12 protein-coding genes and 1 pseudogene are annotated in these 19,691 nt (G+C 41.4%); 5 read left to right on the top strand and 8 right to left on the bottom strand.

Annotated features, from left to right (window positions below):
• From OQX64_RS02800 to OQX64_RS02785, 4 genes are all read left to right on the top strand, one after another.
• Complete coding sequence (locus tag OQX64_RS02800; protein ID WP_265817525.1) at positions 1–1,431, top strand: RagB/SusD family nutrient uptake outer membrane protein; 1,431 nt, start codon at positions 1–3, stop codon at positions 1,429–1,431.
• Between the two features lie 86 nt (positions 1,432–1,517).
• The gene (locus OQX64_RS02795) at positions 1,518–2,453 is read left to right on the top strand and encodes an ABC transporter ATP-binding protein (RefSeq protein ID WP_265817524.1); all 936 of its coding nucleotides are present in this window, start codon (positions 1,518–1,520) and stop codon (positions 2,451–2,453) included.
• Positions 2,450–4,738 (top strand): Gldg family protein, encoded by a 2,289-nt coding sequence (locus OQX64_RS02790; protein ID WP_265817523.1) that lies wholly within the window; start codon positions 2,450–2,452, stop codon positions 4,736–4,738. The genes OQX64_RS02795 and OQX64_RS02790 overlap by 4 nt, the downstream gene beginning before the upstream one ends.
• Positions 4,651–6,006 carry an amidohydrolase family protein gene (locus OQX64_RS02785; protein WP_265817522.1) on the top strand — a complete coding sequence of 452 codons (1,356 nt, stop codon included), beginning with the start codon at positions 4,651–4,653 and terminating at the stop codon, positions 6,004–6,006. The genes OQX64_RS02790 and OQX64_RS02785 overlap by 88 nt, the downstream gene beginning before the upstream one ends.
• 113 nt (positions 6,007–6,119) lie before the next feature.
• Here OQX64_RS02785 and OQX64_RS02780 read toward each other — a convergent pair whose 3' ends face one another.
• The 8 genes and pseudogenes from OQX64_RS02780 to OQX64_RS02745 form a co-directional block, all read right to left on the bottom strand.
• On the bottom strand, positions 6,120–8,447 hold the full coding sequence (locus OQX64_RS02780) for a hypothetical protein (protein WP_265817521.1): 2,328 nt from the start codon (positions 8,445–8,447) through the stop codon (positions 6,120–6,122).
• Positions 8,448–8,516: 69 nt separating this feature from the next.
• Positions 8,517–9,773, bottom strand: a complete 1,257-nt coding sequence (locus OQX64_RS02775) for an NAD(P)/FAD-dependent oxidoreductase (RefSeq protein WP_265817519.1) — start codon at positions 9,771–9,773, stop codon at positions 8,517–8,519.
• Between the two features lie 10 nt (positions 9,774–9,783).
• A complete protein-coding gene (locus tag OQX64_RS02770; RefSeq protein ID WP_265817517.1) occupies positions 9,784–10,383 on the bottom strand; it encodes a hypothetical protein in 600 nt (199 codons plus the stop codon).
• A gap of 24 nt (positions 10,384–10,407) precedes the next feature.
• Positions 10,408–10,644: pseudogene (locus OQX64_RS02765) on the bottom strand (TolC family protein); the annotation flags it as partial.
• Between the two features lie 188 nt (positions 10,645–10,832).
• Complete coding sequence (locus OQX64_RS02760; protein WP_265817515.1) at positions 10,833–12,119, bottom strand: TolC family protein; 1,287 nt, start codon at positions 12,117–12,119, stop codon at positions 10,833–10,835.
• A 76-nt stretch (positions 12,120–12,195) separates the two neighbouring features.
• Positions 12,196–15,288 carry an efflux RND transporter permease subunit gene (locus tag OQX64_RS02755; protein WP_265817514.1) on the bottom strand — a complete coding sequence of 1,031 codons (3,093 nt, stop codon included), beginning with the start codon at positions 15,286–15,288 and terminating at the stop codon, positions 12,196–12,198.
• Positions 15,289–15,376: 88 nt separating this feature from the next.
• Entirely contained in the window at positions 15,377–16,438 is a 1,062-nt protein-coding gene (locus OQX64_RS02750; protein WP_265817513.1) for an efflux RND transporter periplasmic adaptor subunit, read from the bottom strand.
• A gap of 160 nt (positions 16,439–16,598) precedes the next feature.
• Positions 16,599–17,486, bottom strand: a complete 888-nt coding sequence (locus tag OQX64_RS02745) for a helix-turn-helix domain-containing protein (protein ID WP_265817512.1) — start codon at positions 17,484–17,486, stop codon at positions 16,599–16,601.
• Between the two features lie 390 nt (positions 17,487–17,876).
• Between OQX64_RS02745 and OQX64_RS02740 the strand changes: the two genes are divergently transcribed.
• The gene (locus OQX64_RS02740; protein WP_265817511.1) at positions 17,877–19,490 is read left to right on the top strand and encodes a GMC family oxidoreductase; all 1,614 of its coding nucleotides are present in this window, start codon (positions 17,877–17,879) and stop codon (positions 19,488–19,490) included.
• Positions 19,491–19,691 lie beyond the last annotated feature (201 nt).

Here is a 19,691-nt window from a genome sequence, read left to right as displayed (position 1 = left end):
ATGTCAATAATAATAAAAAAAATATTCTTAGGAACTGCCGCATTCGTAACCGTTGCTTTATCGGCCTGTGAAAAGATGGTGGAAGTCGATCCGCCTATTAATGAAATCAAGAGTGAAGTTGCATTTTCCTCTGATAAACTGGCAGCCAATACGTTGTCAGGTATGTATACTGGTCTTGCTCAATCTTCAACCCAAACTGTTTATCTATCGCTGTACAATTCTCTTTTTGCCGATGACTTAATTTACAATGGTCTCAATGAATCTAGTAATGACGCCTACAATAATAGCTACACCACGATTAGCCTGCTGCAAAACAACATTTTTTCTGACTGGTATTCAACGATCTACAAGGCGAACTCCATCATTGAGGGGCTGCAAAAATATAAGGGTACTTCCGACCTTGTTAAAAAGCAATTAACTGCTGAAGCCAAATTTTTCAGGGCGTACTGTTATTTCAACCTCGTGAACACTTTTGGTGAAGTGCCTTTAGTGCTGACTACAGAGGTAAGTATATCCTCACTGCAACCCAAAGAAACAGTTGACAACATCTATAAGCAGATCATTATCGATTTAACGGCTGCCAAATCAGACCTCTTGCTGGATTATTCAGCTTCATCAAATACAGGAAACGCTTCGAATAAAAGGTTAGGTGTAAATCATTACGTAGCCACAGCTTTGCTGGCCAGAACTTACCTTTTTACAGGCGACTATGCAGCTGCTGAAAAGAATGCTTCTGAGGTGATTGCGGCAACCAATCTTTATTCGTTGATCCCATCGGGAAATATGGCGACTGGTGTATGGGTAAAAGATAACCTGGAAAGCATCTGGCAAATGTCTTCTCCAATTGCGCCTACGAATCAGTACACGGATGAGGCGGGTGCATTTTTACCTTTTTCCGGCACAGAGCCACAGTTTGATATCAGGAAAACATTCAGAGACCTTTTTATTTCAGCTGATCTTCGTGGACAGAAATGGATGGTCAGCTATGGATCGGGTACGTCTCTCAAAGTACTACCTTATAAATATAAATATACTTCAAACGCAACGGCCGTTGCAGCAGGTGTTGCTGAATCTCAGACCGTTTTGCGTCTTGCGGAACAATACCTGATCAGGGCTGAAGCAAGGGCCCGTATAGGTGTTAACCTTTCTGGTGCCCGTGATGACATGAACATGATCCGTTCCCGGGCTAAAGCGACAGAAAGTACAACAACCGTTAAATCGGACTTGATCGACGAAATCCTTCTGGAGAACCGTAAGGAGTTTTTTTGTGAGCAAGGATACCGTTGGTATAATTTAAAACGTACAGGACAGGCAGACTTGGTACTACCCACTTTGAAGCCTGCATACCGCCCCGCTGCAAAACTATTGCCCTTGCCCACCGTAGCCATTAACGCGAATCCCAATCTGAAACAGAACCCTGATTACAGATAAACAAAAATATAAATAACCTAAGTAGCAAAAATCAATTTGACGGTGCTGCTTAGGTTATATTTTAAGTACTATATAATTTCAATTGAATGGATAATAAGATTGTAAAAATCACAAACCTTTCTCATCGCTATGGAACTGCATGGGCAATTCGTGACATCAACTTCGAGATCAATGAATTGGGTGTCCTCGGTTTGCTCGGCTCGAATGGCGCGGGAAAATCAACGACCATGAACATCATGTGTGGAGTACTCAATCAAACAGAAGGAACTGTTGAGGTAGGCAGTTACATGATGCATAAAGACCCGATCTCCGCAAAAAAACTAATTGGCTTTCTTCCGCAAAATGCGCCGCTTTATATGGATCTCACCGTTAAGGAATACCTAACACAATGTGCCTTTTTGCGTTTGGTTGATAAAAAAATGGTAAATGCCGCAGTGGATAAAGCAATGGCTAAATGCGGTGTATCTCATTTTAAGAATCGTCTGATTTCCAACCTGTCTGGTGGCTACAAACAGAGGGTCGGAATTGCACAGGCGATCATCCATGAACCTAAATTGGTCGTACTCGATGAGCCAACAAATGGCCTGGATCCCAATCAGATCTACGAGGTACGCAAGTTGATTAAGGAAGTCGGAGAAGAAAAGGCCGTTATTTTTTCCTCTCATATCCTTTCAGAAATCCAGGCGACTTGTAATCAGGTTAAAATGATTGAAAGCGGAACAATGGTCTTTTCAGATACCATGGAAGCTTTTGACAACTATATAGAACCAAATAGTCTCGTTATGACCCTACTGAACCCTCCGGAATCGATCATTCTGGAAAATCTTAGTGGCGTTAATTCAGTAGAACTGCTGAGGCCTGGAAAATTTAGGATCGGGTTTGATGCTGGACAGGAAATTAGCGAGCGGCTCATTCAAACCAGCGCCGATCAGGGATGGCGTATGCGGGAAATTACACTTGAAAAAAGCTCTCTGGATCAAATTTTTGCACAATTATCAAATAAACAAGCTTCCCGGAAATGAAAAATATATTAAGGATCGCACGCATTGAACTCAGTCAGTTGTTCTATTCGCCTGTGGCATGGATCGTATTAATCGTGTTTATTTTTCAGTCCGGATGGCAATACACTGCAACATTGGAACAGGTGGAGCGGGCCCAACAGATGGGACAGCCAGCGGTTAACCTAACTAGATGGGTGTTTGCCGGATTTTCATGCCTTTTCCCAAATATGCAGGAATACCTTTACTTGTATATCCCATTGCTTACGATGGGACTCATCAGCAGGGAAACCTATAGTGGATCCATTAAGCTGCTTTATTCTTCACCAATAAGGGTACTCGACATCGTGGTGGGCAAATACCTGGCAATGATCACTTATTGCCTAATCCTTATGGCTGTGTTGTCGGGTATAGGTATGACTTCAGTATTTACAATTGACCATGTCGATTTTTGGTTTATTATCTCCGGTATTATCGGTCTATATCTGCTGATCTGCGCATATTCAGCGATTGGGCTATTCATGTCCAGTTTGACCAATTATCAGGTTGTCGCCGCCATCAGTACCCTGGTTGTGCTTGCCGCATTAAATTTTATCGGTGGATTGTGGCAGGATATAAATTTCGTTCGTGACATCACTTATTTCCTTTCCATGGCAGGCAGGGCGCAGGAATCCATAGGCGGATTATTAGGGAGCAACGACATCTTTTATTTTCTGATCGTAATTGTGTTGTTTATCGGACTGACACTATTCAAGCTGGAGTTTGAACGAAGAACGATCTCTATGCCTGCGAAGATAGTTAGATACCTGAGTTTTACACTTTTTATGTTGCTGCTGGGATACCTGAGCACAATGCCACGGTTTATTTTCTATAAAGACATGAGTGCGACAGAAAGTCGTACGCTGACTGCCGAGAGTCAGCAAGTCATCAAAAAGTTTAAAGGACCAATTGTAATCACTACCTACCTGAATTTACTTGATGATAATTACTTTTTCGGCTTGCCGAAATTCCAAAACAGCGACAAGAAGAATTTTGAAATGTATTCTCGATTTATGCCCGATATGCGTATGAAATATGTTTTCTATTGGGCACATTCAGAAAATGAACTTCGATACAAGGAAAATCCAGGTTTGAATGATGAGCAAATCGCAAGAAAAATAGCGAAGGCGATGCAAGTGAACTTCGAAGATTTTTTGCGGCCTGAAGAGATTAACAAAGTGATTGACCTTAAAGGGGAGCGATATAGGTCTGTACGTACGGTTTCTTATCAGGACAACACAACGTTCCTGCGCATCTATGACGATTTGTACAGACAACCGGGGGAGAAAGAAATTACCGCTGCTTTAAAACGGTTGCTTGTAAGCCCACCAAAGGTAGGTTTCGTGAGCGGACGTGGTGAAAGAAGCATCGGCCGTTCTGGAGATAAAGATTACAAAACTTCCACCACAGAAGTCAGTTTCCGGTATTCACTTATTAACCAAGGTTTCGATGTCAAAGAGGTTTCTCTAACGGATAGTATGATGGACAAGCATGTTGACATCCTTGTGCTTGCTGATGCCTTAACCGCGTACAATAAAACTGAACTGGACAACCTCAAAGCTTATATAAAACATGGTGGAAATCTGCTGATTGCCGCGGAACCCGGAAGCGGGCAGATAAACAATCCTTTGCTTGGTTTAGTGGGTGTATCATTAAAGGATGGAATACTCGTTCAAAAAAGTTTAAACTTTGAACCTTCTTTCGTTCTCAGTAATGTGGTCAGTAAAAACTGGACGAGTTTTTTGAAAAACAGTGTATTTGAAAATAATGACAGTGCTTCTGTTACCACTCCAAGTGTGGCAGCATTGGAAGCCGTTTCTAACGCTGGCTTCGAACTTTTTCCAGTGCTTGTAAGTCGGCCTGCAGACACCTGGCTTATTCCAGGACTTCCCACTGATAAAACACAGACGTTATCAGACCCTCGCAAAGATGTAGACAAGAAAAGTTACCCGATTGGTTTTGCTCTGCGAAAAAAAGTTGGAAAAAAAGAGCAGCGTGTCTTCGTAATCGGAGATGCTGATTTTATGAGCAATGTAGAGGTGGGCAGACAGATACCAAAATCATTAAATTTTTCTTTTGTGACAGAACTATTCAGATGGTTTAGTAATGATCAGTTTCCCATTGATACCACTCGCGAAATCCCGAAAGACAATAAATTGATAATCAATAATAGTCAGCTGAAATGGATTCGCTGGGGCCTTTTAGGCTTATTGCCGGGAGCGATCGCGGCTTCGGTATCCTTGATGCTGATTTACAGAAAAAGAAGGTAGTAGAAATTAAAAGAATAGAGATGAAGAATTACACTATTTTAAGCGTACTTTTCTTATTGTGCTTGATTACAGGATTGTCTTTCGCTAAAGCACAGGCTGTGAAGACTACTGATTCGCTGCTAATCTTAACAAACGCAAATGTAATGGATGTGAAGCTTGGTCGCTTCATTAGTGGAAAAGACATTGTAATTTCTGGAGGGCGAATTATCGCGTTGGCTCGAAGAGGTAAAAAATGGAAAGGCGCCAGGGTAATCGATTTTAAAGATAAGTTTATCGTTCCAGGCCTGATTGATGTACATATTCACGTTACTGCACCTTACCAGAACAATATAGAAAACACCTACAGTCACCTTGAATATTATCTAAAACACGGGATCACTTCAATAAGGGATCCCGGAGGAGACGGCTTAGCACAACTCGAGGCTCAGACCAACATTCGGGAAGGGAAGAAAATTGGTGCAACTATTTACTTTGCCTCTTTTATGGCGGGAGACTGGTACTTTAACAGAAATATACACCTCAGGACTAAACCTTATCGGCCCTGGGAGCAACTCATCGTTCCCGGCACCAATCTAGACAGCGCGATGGCAGTAGCTAAGAATTTTGGTGCTACCGGTGTAAAATTATATCACTCTTTTGATCGGGTGTTTTTGCCAAAAGTGGTTGCTGCAGCTAAAAGGCATGGTTTAAAAGTATGGGGACATACGATGATGTATCCTGCGACACCCATAGATGTGGTTGGAGCAGGTGTAGAAGTGCTGTCGCATGTTTCTATGTTAGAAAACCTGACTACGGATACTTTATTCTTTAAGAACCAAACCCCGGCCTCGTATAAAGACAGTGTGATTGCCAACCTCGACATCAGTACTTTCTGTAAGATGATGAAAAAGAACAAGGCCATTTTGGATGCCACCCTTGTAGTTTCAGAAGAACGTGATCCATGGGTGTTTTCACTATTGAAGAGAGTACATCAGCAAGGCGTGGAAATTGCTGCAGGTACAGATAAAGTTGTAGGAATTATCCGGGATTACCCTGTATTGCTTGATGAGCTAAATTTCTTTGTAACCAAATGCGGTTTTACAACCGCAGAGGCATTACGTGCTGCAACAGTGGTTGGCGCCAGAGTCATAGGCCGCGAAAAGCATCTCGGAAAGATTGAAAAAAATATGGATGCTGATCTACTGGTGCTGAAAGGAAACCCACTTAAGGACATTATGGAGTTAGCGAATATCGAAATGGTGATAAAATCAGGAAAGATGGTTAATTAAAGTTCTTTACTGAGCACAATTGGTATCACAAAAAACTCCTCCTCTTACAAAGTAGTGGAGGAGTTTTAAAGTTTCTTGATTGGGATAATATCAACTTAGGATAGTCGATTCTTTTAAATCCCTACCCTTAAGGCCATTAGCCCGAAAACATCTTTTAAGTCTTCCAGATGCAAAACCTCTACATTCCCACGCAAAATACCTTCCTCCTGTAATATGCTTATGAGATGTAAATACTCTGTTTTAATGTCATCATCCTGATATACAATAGCTATTTTACCAGGTTGATTCAACCTTTCCGTGCTCTCTTTAATGCATATCTTATCGATTCGCTTTTTAATTATTTCATAATTGATATTATCTGCTCCTTCCACATCAAACCGCTTTTCATCATTACGGAAAGTAATGGAAATGGGGGTGCCGGGCACATATATGAGTTGAGTGGTTTGCAGCGCAAATGTAGATAATAATGACATTTGATTGGTGTAATTACCAATCAACGCGATATGACGAAGCTGCAAAGCCCGATACGCCCGGATTTTACCGCCATCTAAATTTGACCTTGGCGTAATGGACTGACCGATATAAATATCACTTTCAATTCCGTCAGTTCTAAAGGTTTTAATGTAGCTCGGATGTAGCTGCTGCAAATCCTCGATCATCGCTGCCATAAATCCCGTTATATCCTCATTTAACTTTCCGATTTTTTGCTCTAAAATGTAACGGTTAGCATACCTCACGCCATTTTCAGAATCAGCCAGTCCAAGGTAAGCATTAATATAAGCTAAATAATCCGGGTCTTCAGCAGCTAAGGGCGTTATGAGCGGCCTTAAATTACCACGAAGATAGGTTAGAATAGCTATTTCAACCTCTAAGGTAACTTCCTGCTGGTATCGGGATTTGAATTCGATACATGATATTTTGATCTCTTCCGCAGGACACCCTGAAACGATCAACTTATCTGATATTCTTATGGATTCATCCAGCATACTATGTATATCTTTCAATAGCGCATCGTTGCGTTTTAGTGTCGAGTCTTTAATATCAATTGCACCATAAATCGCATAAACGTCGTCAAATGTGATGGATTCTATTGAGGCACCAGATCCCTTTTTCTGCTCCTCCTGCAGGTAATTCCATGCCGCAAGATGGAATTTCCAAAGGACAGCTGGCTGCAAAACGGTAAAGTGTCGCCGCACAACATCATTGATCTTATCTGAAAAGTGATCAGCACTATTTTTTGTTAACTGGCTGAGCAGAGGCAACGCCGCTGCTATTTTCGCCAGGATGTTTTCGAAAAATGATAGCTCTTTGAAAGCATATATTTCTAAAATACCTACAACCTTTTGTTTGAAAAGCAGTGGCAGACAAGCATAAACTTTGACTTTTTTTGATTCCAAAATATCCTGAATAGGAATTTCAAAATTGTTTCCAGCATTATCCGCTGTAGAATAGTAATAGGTAACAGGATTTTCCTCGTATCCCCTGACGAGTGATTGAAGCAATATTTCGTCTTCGAATTGTTGGCTTGAATCCATCATGAAACTGTATATTTCAGGGTTGATATCCACGATTTTCTCATTATTTAACCTGGCCAGGGATTTTAAACTGAAATGAACAGCGTTATCGCCGCTGAGCACCCCTAAGCTTTTAATCACCTGTTTGTAAATATGCTCTTCGCGTTCCTGGTTTACAAGTTCGTTTCTGATTTGATCAATTGCGAAGGCATCAGTAATATTTTCCAGTACAATCACAGCAAATCCCCTGAGTTCAAAAAGGTGCAGAGGTAAAATCTTCTCCAGTAATAGTAATGGGTCTATACGCGTTGGACCGGCCTGGATTATACTGTCCATGGTAATATCAGGCAATTCACCTGTAAACACAACCTCTATAAACCTGGTATCAATATTTACCTTGTAGTATTCTTCCAGACCGGTTTCAGGATTGATGTAACTATAATGTTCAGGTTCCAGTATCTGAAAGGAAAAGTGGTAGCACTGGCTCAAGATCAGGCGGTAGATATAATTCTTATATTCATTTAACAAATTTACTTCCGGATCTGCGCCACCAACGCTTTTTGCCTTTGCCATACCATTTTTAAAAAGATGATTATATGCATCTGTGCAATAATGTATCTTCCCGGGCAATGGCGAGGTTATGGCAAAAAAACAATCACTTTCATCGGCAAGTAATGGGTTCAGTGCAAAGTAGATTAAATCAAATAGGGATTGGTCATCGGGGCCTGGCAGCAAAGATGAACTCTCCTTGTTACAAGGCAAATATTGTTGCAGCGTTTTAATCAGTTCTTCTATCATTCCCCTTCTGGCCGGGGAAGAGCTGTTTAATTTTTTTAAATAGTTTTCGAGTGGACTAAATGACAAATCACTCTTTATCAGTCTATCAATGGCTGGATTAGAGTGAAATGTAAACGCAGGGGTTTGCATAATTAGTTAATTAAAATATTACCAAGGCATCAGCATAAACAGTCATTGCTGTAATTTATAATAGGATATTTAAGGACGTTTTTTTGCGCGTATAATCAACCGCAGGTTGGGATCATTCGTTAGAAAACTCCAAAACCAGTTGTATGCCAGCTTTGCCTTGTTCCTGAAACCAGCTATTGGTATGATATGTACGAACAGCCAGGTCAGCCAGGCGAGGTAGCCCTTAAAAGAGCCAAAAGGAAGATCTACAACTGCCTGATATTTAGTGATAATGGCCATATTTCCTTTGTTCAGATAGGTGAAAGGCTTCATCCTTTTTTCGTCTATTGAATTCAACAGATTAGCTGCAAGTAACTTACCCTGCTGTATGGCAACCTGTGCCAGTTGAGGATGGCCGTCAGGATAATTTTTGTCTGTAGTCTGACAGCATATATCACCAATGGCGAAAATCCTATCAATCCCTGAAATCCTGTTATACTCATCAACATTTAACCTTCCTCCACGGCCCCTGGATTTATCAGGTAAACCGTTAACGTTGACTGCGACAACACCCGATGCCCAGATAAGGGAACAGGTACTGATCTTTTCACCGTTGGAAAGGATCACCTCGTCATTAATATAATCCTTAACAGCCACCCCCAATTTGATTTGAACCCCTAATTTAAGCAATTGTTTATAAGATTCCTGTTGTGCCTCTTTGCTCATGGGACCTAACAGTTTATCTCCTGAATCTACGAGGTAGATGTTTCCTGCAGCTTCACCCAGTTCAGGATAATCTTTTCGAAGAATATTCCTGCTCATTTCGCCTGCCATGCCGGCCAATTCTACCCCGGTCGGCCCACCTCCTGCAATAACGAGATTAAGCAACTTAGCCCGTTCTTGCAGATTGGTCGTTTTAACGGCTTTTTCCATATTCATTAACAAATGATTACGCAGATACAGCGCATCTTCAATTGTTTTGATTGGCAAAGCTTTATTTTTTAAGGTCTCCAGGCCGTAGAAATTGGTTTCTGTCCCCATAGCCAACACCAAAAAGTCATAGTCAAGTTTACCGCTATCGGTGATAATTTGTTTTTCCTCTTCATGGACACTTAGCAATGTCCCATTATAGAAGCGCACATTTTGTTTTCCTTGAAACATTTTCCGAAAGGGGTAGGTAATGTTGGACGGCTCAATAAAGGAGGTGGCTACCTGGTATAGCAGCGGCGGAAAAAAATGGTAATTATTCTTATCCACCAATACCACTTCGATACCTTTTTTACCAGCCAGTCCTTTTATCAGGTTGATTCCGGCGAATCCACCGCCTACAATTAAAATTCTCTTCATAATTTTATGGTTAGCTTATGGGTAGTTTAGTAAACCTGATGAGCTCGTCCGCCACATGTTCATTGTAGAAATCTGACATGAAAAGTTGTCTATGCCATTCTGTAGAGTTGGGCAGATCAACCAATACTTTATTTGCCATTTGAAACAGATAAGCAAATGCGATAAACCTAATATCACCATTGTATTGTTTTAAGATATGCTCTGTCTTTTCAAACTTATGATTAACGGATTTTGCAAGGCAATGCTTTGCATGCACCAACGGATACGAAGCAGGAGCCTTAAGGTAAGCGGCTATGAGCCGCCCCTTATGGTAATGAGTAGTATAAAACTCCACCAATGTTATCCAAAAAGCTTCCATACCATTCATATTATTGGGTCTTTGTTCAACGTTTATTGATAAATTTTTGGCTAAACTATCAAAACTCAGCGCAAGGCAAAAAGCTATCAGATTATTCAAATTTTCAAAATTATCAATAATTGTATTTACACTAATTTTTGTAACAGCCGAGATGAGTTTAAAAGAGACCTGTTCAATACTGTGTTGGCTAATTACCCTAATCACGTTTTCGGCTATTTGAACACGAAATTCCGTTTTCCTAAATATTTCCATCGGGTCAGCTATGATAAATAAAGCTTATTTACTATTAATCTTACCGATCGCATATTCATACACAACTTTTTTCACTTGAAAATCTGAGTAAGCGGTATTCAGTGTTAATGCGGCCTGTTGATAGAAAGCCTGGGCATCCAAAACATCAGTTGCAGTACTTAATCCCGCTTTATAGTTATCCTGATTTACTTTCAGATTTTCTGTGGCCTGTAACAAGTTCTCTTTAGCGTATCGGATCTGCGTTAGCTCATCTTTCATATCGTACCAGTATTTTAATTAATTAAGATATGGTTAAGATCAACTGTCATATTTAGAATTGAATTTCTTGTAAGATCGCAGTTCATTGCAATCAAACTCAACTCAGCTATTTTTAAACCGTGGTTTATAACGCAAGATGGGCAAAATAAATAATCTATCCTATCATCCCTATACCGATAAACAGCCTTAACTTACTGCGCTGATTCACCAATTGCTTTTTTGAGTATCGCTTCATTGATTCTGTATTCTATCCTGGCATCAATGGTTTCATTATAGGCCTGCTGCCAGATGGCCTGGGCTTCGGATACATCCTTTCCAATTACTGTTCCTGCCTTAAACCTGTCCTGGGTAATCCGCAGGTTTTCTGAAGCCTGTTTCAGGGATAAGTCGGATAGTTTTATTTTTTTTGAGGCCTGGTTTAACTGAAGGTACGCTGACTGTATTTCCAGGTTTACCATTTCGCGGGCTTCTTCGAGCTGTTGTTGCTGAGAGGCAATCTTGAAAGTCTGCTCCTTAACTCTATTGCTCTTTCTGCCCCAGTCAAAAACAGGGATACTAATATTGGCCAAAGCATAATATGATCCCATAAAATTAGACCCGTCTTTGATGTTGACGCCTTTACCCACAGAGGTAATACCACTAACAGATAACCCGAAAGTTGGCCGCCTGTCGCCTTGAAGGATTTTTTTCTGGAATTCCTCAGCTTCAATTGACTTTTTCATAATGAGCAATTCAGGTCTGCCGGCCGATACTGATAATATAGACGGGTTTTTAAGTTCATCAAAATTTCCAGCTAATGAGTCTGTAATAATAAAATCAGATTGCCCTGCCAGGCCGATGACCTGTGCAAGACTTAACCTGGCCAAAAGCAGGCCGTCCTCTGCCTTTTGGATATTGAGGTTAGCCTCATTCAGGTTTACCTGAACCCGCAGCAGATCGTTTTTATAGATAAGGCCTGCGTCGAAAGCATTTTTAAGGTCTTTCTCCAGCGCTTGTAGCATATCCCTATATTGATTAGCTACTTTAATCCTTTCCTTTACCTGAATTACCTGCCAATAAGCTTTATCGACGTTTAGTTCAACCTCTGAAGCTGTGAGCTTTTTCTGTGTTTCACTGATTTCGACACCTTTGGCAGCTGCAGCCTTGCCATTCTGAAGTTTTCCACCGGCATAAATGGGAATGGTTCCTGTTAAAGTTGTACTCCCAAAAAAGTCCGGTATTGCACCATTTAACGCGCCTCCAATTGGTTTGCCCAGATGAACGCCCATAGCGGAACCGTCAATTGCGGGTTTTGCGCTTGCAATAACCGATTGTGACTGCGCTTTTGCGGCATCAATGTTGAACTGAGCGGCTTTCATTCTTTTGTTCTGTTCAATAGCCAGCTTTCTGCATTCCAAAAGTGAATACTTTTTATCCTGACTGTATGTTTGCTGTACTACAAATAGCATAATTGCAGTAATTGCGATTCTAAGATTCATACGTTTATTTTTAAGTAACCTTTAATTGAGCTATTGGAAATTTTACTTTCCAATAGGCACTATCCAGGTTTTGTTTTTATGAGTGTGTATGTGATGGCTTATATTGAATATCAGCTTCCGAATCGGACTCATCATGAATGGGCTGTTCTGGTTTGATGAAGCGGTAGTATAGTACAGGTACAACAAAAAGTGTCAGTATCATCGACACGATCAGACCAAAGGCCAACACGCTGCCCAAAGGTGCCCAGAGTGGAGATTTCCCGGCAATCATAGGAACCACACCTACAGCTGCAGCGGCCGATGTCAGAAATATCGGACGCATACGTCGTTTTGCGGATGCCAGCGCGGCGGCTTTTATGGTGTATCCGTGATCTGTTACCAGTTCGTCGGCATAATCCACCAGGATAATCCCGTTTCTTACCACGATACCGATCAGACTGATAATTCCCATAAAGGCTGTCATTCCCATCGGGTTGCCCGTTACGTATAAACCAAGGAAAGCTCCAAGTAAACTCAAAGGAAATGTTGCCAGGATAATAAGACTTTTTCCAAAGCTTTTAAACTGGAACAGCAGGGTGATAAAGATGAGTATTAGACTCACGCCGAGCGCGGTCATCATTCCAGGCTGGTTCTCGCTGCTTGATTCTGCATCGCCGCCATATTGTAAGGTAATACCTTCGGGTAGCTTAAGCTTGTCAATTGCGGGCTTTACAGTTTTTAGGATCTCGGACGACCTGATGCCATTCTGAGCTTCTGAAAGTACGGTTAAAGTCCGTATGCCGTTACGATGCGCGATTACACCGGTATGCCAGGAGGGTTTTAGTTCAGCGACTTCTTTTAATGGGACTTTTGTACCATAAATCGTGCTCAAATGGATATTTCCCAATACATTGAAATCTTTGCGGTTATTGCTATCAAGCCTGAGGAATATATCAACAGGTTTATTACCTTCCCAAAGCTGGGAAACGGCAAAGCCTTTAAGGCCAGCGCCAAGTGTCTGTGTAATGGCCTGGTTCTGAATGCCCAATCGCGAGGCAACATCTTCTTTTATTTCCAGGTTGGCTGCCAGGTAATCATCCTCATAATCGCGATGTACCCAGTTGGTTCCCTTTGCCTGTTTAAGGATATTCTCAATTTGTGTAGCAACGCGTTTCTGATTGTTCAGATCTTTGCCGATTACGCGAACGGCAATTGGTGATCCCTCCTGAAAACTGAGCTGTCTGAAGCGGACATAGCCATCCTTAACAAACCCTTCAAATTTTTTGCGGTATTCATGCACGATTTCATCTGTTGCCTTTGCACTTTCGGTCGTGATAAAAATCTGTGCAAAATTTCTGCGCGGAATTTCAGGAGCGTATGAGCTCTGAAAGCGTGGAGAACTGGTACCCACGAAACTCGCGGTACCTACAACGCGTTTATCTTTGGTGAGGATAGCTTCTATACCGCGAACGGTTTTTTCTGTTTCGCTAAGAGCGGTACCATTGGGCATCCATACTTCGATATTGAACTGGTTGCGTTCGCTGGTAGGAAAGAACTCCTGGCTTACCTGTCCCGCTGTTACAAAGGAAAGTAGCACAGCGACTACCGCTGCCGCCATGGTAGACTTCGGCCAGCGGAAGCAGAATTCTGCTCCGGCATTAAACACATTCTGCAGCCTGTCCAGTAATGATGTTTTTGCTGGCCTGTCGCTTACCTGGTGCTTAAGTCCTTTCTTGATGAAAACATATGACATATAGGGCGTAAGCAACAAGGCCACCAGCATAGAGGTAATGAGCGCTATCGCGACCGTAGTGGGCAATGAGGCCATAAAATCTTTGGTAATCCCGTTCATAAAAATGGCCAGTGGCGCAAAAGCGAAAATGATAGCCAGGGTCGCAGTAAAAATGGGTACACTCAATTGTTTTGCGGCCTGCCATGCAGCTGTCCAGGGCGTAATACCCTCATCCAGCTTCTCTACATAATTGTCCACTACTACTATGGCATTATCCACAACCATCCCCAGAACGATGATCAACGCTGCAAGAGATACCTGGTGTAGTTCAACGCCCACGATGTACATTATCCCAAAGGTGATCAATATAGCGATTGGAGCGGCAACAGAGGAAACCGCTGCGACCCTGATTGGCAATAGTAGCATTACAACGATGATTACCGAAAGGATAGCCAGGCCAAACTCGACCATAAAATGACTGATACTTTCATCAACAACTTTGGGTTGATCAACTATGGTATCAAATTTAACATCGCCAGGCAGTGTCTTTTTAAACTGAGCTAATTTTTCGTCCACCTTTTTCCCAAAAGCTACAATGTTATTGCCCGGCTGCATCTCTGTTGTAACTAGCATTACTTTATTGTTCCCTATCCTGATAAAGGATGCTTCTTCTTCGTAACGACGTTTTATTTCAGCTATATCTTTAAGTCTTACAACCGTTCCCTGGGGCGTTGTATAAATAATCTGATTGGCAATATCTGCCTCAGTTTTATACTGGCTGTTGGTGAAAATGGGAATGGTATTGGAGTTTATAGTCATTTCTCCCGAATAACCGGTCACGTTCTGACTTTGCAGCGTTCTTACAATTGTTGAGAGATCGAATCCATATTGGTTCAGTTTTTTGTCGTCGATTGTAACGTAGATCTGTTGTCTCTGTCCGCCGGAACGATTAATTTTGGAAACTTCTGGAATGGTTTTCAGCACATCCTCCATCTGGTCTACATAAGCTTCTAGTTCAGCATAACTTCTTGATGAGGAGGAGACGGCAATAATCTGCGCAGTTACATCTCCAAAGTTACTGTTTACAACAGGCCCCATTACAGCAGATGGAATATTGGCATGCAGGACAGTATTTAACCCGTGCTGCAAGGTTGCCCAGAATTTTTTACGGTCTTTTACATTAGCGTTCAGCTGTACGGTGACAAAAACACTCCCATCTTTGGTTTGCGATTTTGTTTTTGCCTTATCTACTTCCTCGAAAGAAAAAAGATATTGTTCAAGCTTATCGGTAACCTGTTTCTCCATCTGGAGTTCGTTGGCACCGGGGTAGAATGCATAAACCATGGCTACCGGCGGGTCGATTTTAGGATCCTCGGAACGTGGCATGTTCAGCAGTGAATACAGCCCGAGCAATAGCAACATCCCCGTGATAACAAAAGTCACCTGTTTATATTTCATAGCAGCTTCTATGAAATTTATATTTCGTTTTTTCATTAAGAATAAAATTGATAGTATTGTGTGTATTTACCTGGATATCAAGCGCGGGCTAAAACGATACTGTGATACCTTCTTTTAAGTTAGATTGCCCGGCAACAATCAGATTATCGCCCGGTGTAAGCCCATCTGTGATGGTCACTTCATTACTACCGCTAAGGTTTCCCGTAGTTACCCTTCTTTTTACCGCCTTTTTATGTTCTGAAGCGATAAATACATAGGTAATGCCATCCGCATCCCGAACAATAGCCGAGGTGGGTATAATAGTTGCGTCTATTTTTTCCCCGGTATTGACGTTCACATTAGTAATCATACCGGGTAATAAAATACCACTGGGATTGTCTAACCTGATTTTCACAATAAAAGTTTTAGAAACAGCGTCTGCCTGTGGATTAACAATAGAGATTACACCATTAAAACTCTTATGTAGCGTAGGCACCTCTACAGTGACCTTAAGCGATTTTTTCATTTCTCCGACTTCACTTTCCGGAACTGATATACGTGCATAAACCTGGTCTGTCTTAATAATGGTAAAAGCGACAATACCTGGCGCCGCAGTACTTCCCCTTTCTACTGACTTGGAACTGACTATGCCCGAAATCGGAGCATATAACCTGCTGTCTGATACTCTTTTGGAATTGATATTTTTGCTGGCTTTAGCCTGGGCCAGTTTGGTCTTTATTTCTATAAAATCCTTTTCCGGCAAACTTCCTTTTTTGTATAACCCTTCCAGGCGGTTAAACATATCCTGGGCCTGTTCCAGCGCCGCGTTCGCTATCGCTACTGAATTGGTGTATTCAGTGGCATCGATGGTTGCCAGTAACTGGCCTTTATTAACATGCTGGCCTTCCTGAACGGAAATGCTACTCACCACACCTGGTACGGCAAAACCTATTTGTGCGGTATTGTCTGGGTCTATTGTTCCGGAATAGGAAAGCTTTTTGGTTTCCGCTACGTTGGAAATCGTTTTGACTTCAACGGGAACAGGAGTTTCTTCCTGTGATTTCTCTGTTTTTTTTCCTCCGCAAGCGGCAAATGTTACAGTTGTAACAATTGCGAGTGCCAATTGGAAAAGGTTGTTCCTAAACATGGTATTTTTAGCTGTTGTTTGCATTACTTTGAATTTGTCTGCAAATATGCTATCAATACCTAAAACCTAACAGGTTTGAATGTTAGGGAAATTGGTCAAAAACTCTGATTTTTGATATCCGGTGATTAAGAGAGGTGTTGATTGTAAAGATAATAACTATCGCTAGCCAATCTAAAAAAAACATTTAAAATGGTTGACTATGAGGCGTTTTTGACTTGGATCGATAGGAAGAAGGGGAAAGACCAGTGTGCCGTTTAAAAAACTTCCCAAAAAAAGACTGGTCGCTAAAGCCTAAACTGAATGTCACCGTCGAAACATTTTGTGCCGGAGATTCTAACAAAATTTTGGCTTCACGTATAATGAATTCATCTATGATCTCCCCGGCAGTCTTATCGGTAACCTCTTTAGTCACCTGGGATAGATATCTTGGTGTAATGAACAATAAATCGGCATAAAAAGTAACACTCCTTTGCTTTGCGTAATGGGTCATCAGTAGTTTTAAAAAACCAGATACCAGTGCTTCCCGTCGGGTGAAATTAGTATTTTGGTTTATCTGATGGTATTTTCTGAAAATAATTCCAAAATCCGAAAATATGGTCAAAATCAGGTATTTGATAGGATCCCATGGATCAGAACGGTCTCCCAGGGACATTGTCTTTTTCTTCAACAACGACATTTCAGCACAAAGATCAGCTGTTTCATTGTCGGTTAATTCGTAATGTAATTGGGTCGTGGAATTGAATAACTTGAAAATATCATCTGTGCTTAATGATATTGCCAGTTGCTCCAAAAAATCCAATGTAAAAGCGAGGCAATGAAAGGAAAAATCTTTCGAAATATGCTCAATCTGATTAAGCGAGTTGTGTAGGATAAGGCAAGCCTGACCCTTTTTTATGCTTTGAGGTAATAAGTTGTGCTGAAATACGAATTCTCCTCTGGTACATACAATCAGTGCGAAATGTTTTGAACGAAATGCTTTTTGAAGCGGAAGCTTTTCAACATCGACTTCGGTCAGTACGTAAAAGCTTTCCTTGAATGTAGAGAGATAGTCTGTATGACGAGTGTCTTCCATTTTTTATTCTGGCTATATTTTTTTTAGAAAATTATTATTTGAAATGGCTAAATTTTCTCAATGCTTTAATTATGGTAGCTAAATGTAGGAATATTTTTTTTGACGGAACAGAAAATTGTTATCCTCAGGACATGAATCAGGCGTACCATTACAGTATGTTTTATTTATAACCTGAGTTCCAAAGAAGAAATAATAATTGAACTCAGGTTTATAATAATGACGTCCACATTTCTGTAAAGCTTCCGTTTATCTTCCGCTGAAATAATGACTTATCAATTCAATTTTTGACGTACCTGTTTTAGACCAATATTCCAATCAAAACGACCTTTCCCATTCAATTTATAACTCCCAGTTTTGTATGTAAAGGTAATTACTAATATATCTGATAATATGGATCAAAAATATGATTATATAGTCCTGGGAGCTGGCTCCGCAGGCTGTGTTTTAGCAAACCGACTTTCGGCGGATAAAAACAACAGGGTACTTCTGGTTGAAGCGGGCCCCGAAGATAATACGATGTTCATTAAAATACCCATGGGTTTTGGTGTTCTTGTAGGGAGTGAAAAGTACGCATGGCATTATCGTACCAAAACCTTTGGGAAAGCGAATATTTATGAGCAATGGGCACGAGGAAAGACGCTTGGCGGTTCCAGCGCGATCAATGGGATGGTTTACAACAGAGGATCACAGGCGGACTGGGATGGTCTTGCCGCAGCCGGAGGTGCAGACGACTTTACCTGGAAACATATTATTGAACACTATAAAAAAATAGAAGACAATCGCCTTGGAGCTACCGTTACCCGCGGAAAAGGTGGCCCTTTGGGTATAGGTCCGCTCTCGGATCCTGACCCATTGATGGAAGCTGTAATCCAAGCAGGAACGAAAGTTGGGTTGAAGAGGCTTGTGGATGTCAATGAATCAGATGAAGAGCGAATCGGGCATACGATGTGTAACATCAAAAACGGTCAACGGGTTAGCGCGGCCCACGCGTTTTTAGAACCCGTACAAAATAGAGAAAATCTGACTATTTTTACTGAAACACTGGCAGAAAAATTAATTTTCAAGGGCAACAGAGTGATTGGTGTACAGATATCACACAAAGGAACAACGGAAAAAATATTTGCCGAAAAAGAGGTCATACTTTCATTAGGCGGAATAAAATCGCCCAAGATACTGATGAACTCCGGGATAGGTCCCGCTGAAGTATTGAAGAAGGCTGGTGTAGACGTAAGACTTGATCAGCAGCATATCGGCCGGCATCTGGTAGAGCATAGAGATCTTGTTTTAAAATACAGGCTCAGGGAAAATATCGGAATGAACAAGTATATCAATAATCCATTGGCACAAGCCGTTTCGGGAATAAAATACTATCTCTCTGGAAGACAAGGCATTATGGCGAAGCCATCCTATCAGGTTATGGGTTTTTGTAAATCAGGCCCGGAAAAGGAGCGTGTAGATGCGCAGATGCTAATGGCACCTTTTACAGTAAATGAATATGCACCGGGGCAGTCACCAACAATAGAAAAATGGGGAGGCGTGCAGGCTTTAGGTTATCCATTGCGCCCTACTTCTGAAGGATATCTGGAAATCACAGGAAAGGACGTTCATTCCGAATTATATATAGACCCCAACTACTGTGCTACCGATCATGATAAAGAGATTCTTGTAAACCTTTATTCAAGACTTCGGGACTTGTTCGCCTCAAACCCGATTGCCGAATATCTTGATCATGAAACACTTCCAGGTGCGAACATGGTTTCTCCCGAGGATTTAATCAACCTGGTTCTTGACAAAGGTTTCTGCGGGTACCACGCAATTTCCACCTGTAAGATGGGGCCTAACGATTATGATCCAGTGGATGGAAAACTTCGTTTGAGAGGCTTTGAAGGAATCAGGATCATGGATTGCTCCATACTTCCAACTATGGTATCAGGCAACGGAAACGGACCGATGATGGCAATGGCTTCCAGAGCGGCAGAGATCATTTTATATGATAAGGAGTAGGTAGCCATTTTTATATATGTAAACGTCCTTTCATTTGAGATATTAAAAGTCTGACAGATGAAAGGACTTTTATTTATGGACTATCAGCCCTAAGTTCTTCGGTAAATTTTCGAATTTCTCGAAATTTACCACGACCTCGCCATGCTTATAAATTTATCACATATTGAAACTTGACTCTACTGATTAAGCTCATAGAGCGAT

The sequence above is a fragment of the Pedobacter sp. GR22-10 genome (assembly GCF_026239715.1).
GTDB lineage: Bacteria > Bacteroidota > Bacteroidia > Sphingobacteriales > Sphingobacteriaceae > Pedobacter.
The sequence above is the reverse complement of the archived record's forward strand: the minus strand, read 5'-3'. Positions and strand labels throughout refer to the sequence as shown.

Coding starts and splice junctions, on each gene's coding strand:
- OQX64_RS02800 (WP_265817525.1), top strand. CDS start 1: ATGTCAATAATAATAAAAAAAATATTCTTAGGAACTGCCGCATTCGTA.
- OQX64_RS02795 (WP_265817524.1), top strand. CDS start 1,518: ATGGATAATAAGATTGTAAAAATCACAAACCTTTCTCATCGCTATGGA.
- OQX64_RS02790 (WP_265817523.1), top strand. CDS start 2,450: ATGAAAAATATATTAAGGATCGCACGCATTGAACTCAGTCAGTTGTTC.
- OQX64_RS02785 (WP_265817522.1), top strand. CDS start 4,651: ATGGATTCGCTGGGGCCTTTTAGGCTTATTGCCGGGAGCGATCGCGGC.
- OQX64_RS02780 (WP_265817521.1), bottom strand. CDS start 8,447: ATGCAAACCCCTGCGTTTACATTTCACTCTAATCCAGCCATTGATAGA.
- OQX64_RS02775 (WP_265817519.1), bottom strand. CDS start 9,773: ATGAAGAGAATTTTAATTGTAGGCGGTGGATTCGCCGGAATCAACCTG.
- OQX64_RS02770 (WP_265817517.1), bottom strand. CDS start 10,383: ATGGAAATATTTAGGAAAACGGAATTTCGTGTTCAAATAGCCGAAAAC.
- OQX64_RS02760 (WP_265817515.1), bottom strand. CDS start 12,119: ATGAATCTTAGAATCGCAATTACTGCAATTATGCTATTTGTAGTACAG.
- OQX64_RS02755 (WP_265817514.1), bottom strand. CDS start 15,288: ATGAAATATAAACAGGTGACTTTTGTTATCACGGGGATGTTGCTATTG.
- OQX64_RS02750 (WP_265817513.1), bottom strand. CDS start 16,438: ATGCAAACAACAGCTAAAAATACCATGTTTAGGAACAACCTTTTCCAA.
- OQX64_RS02745 (WP_265817512.1), bottom strand. CDS start 17,486: ATGGAAGACACTCGTCATACAGACTATCTCTCTACATTCAAGGAAAGC.
- OQX64_RS02740 (WP_265817511.1), top strand. CDS start 17,877: ATGGATCAAAAATATGATTATATAGTCCTGGGAGCTGGCTCCGCAGGC.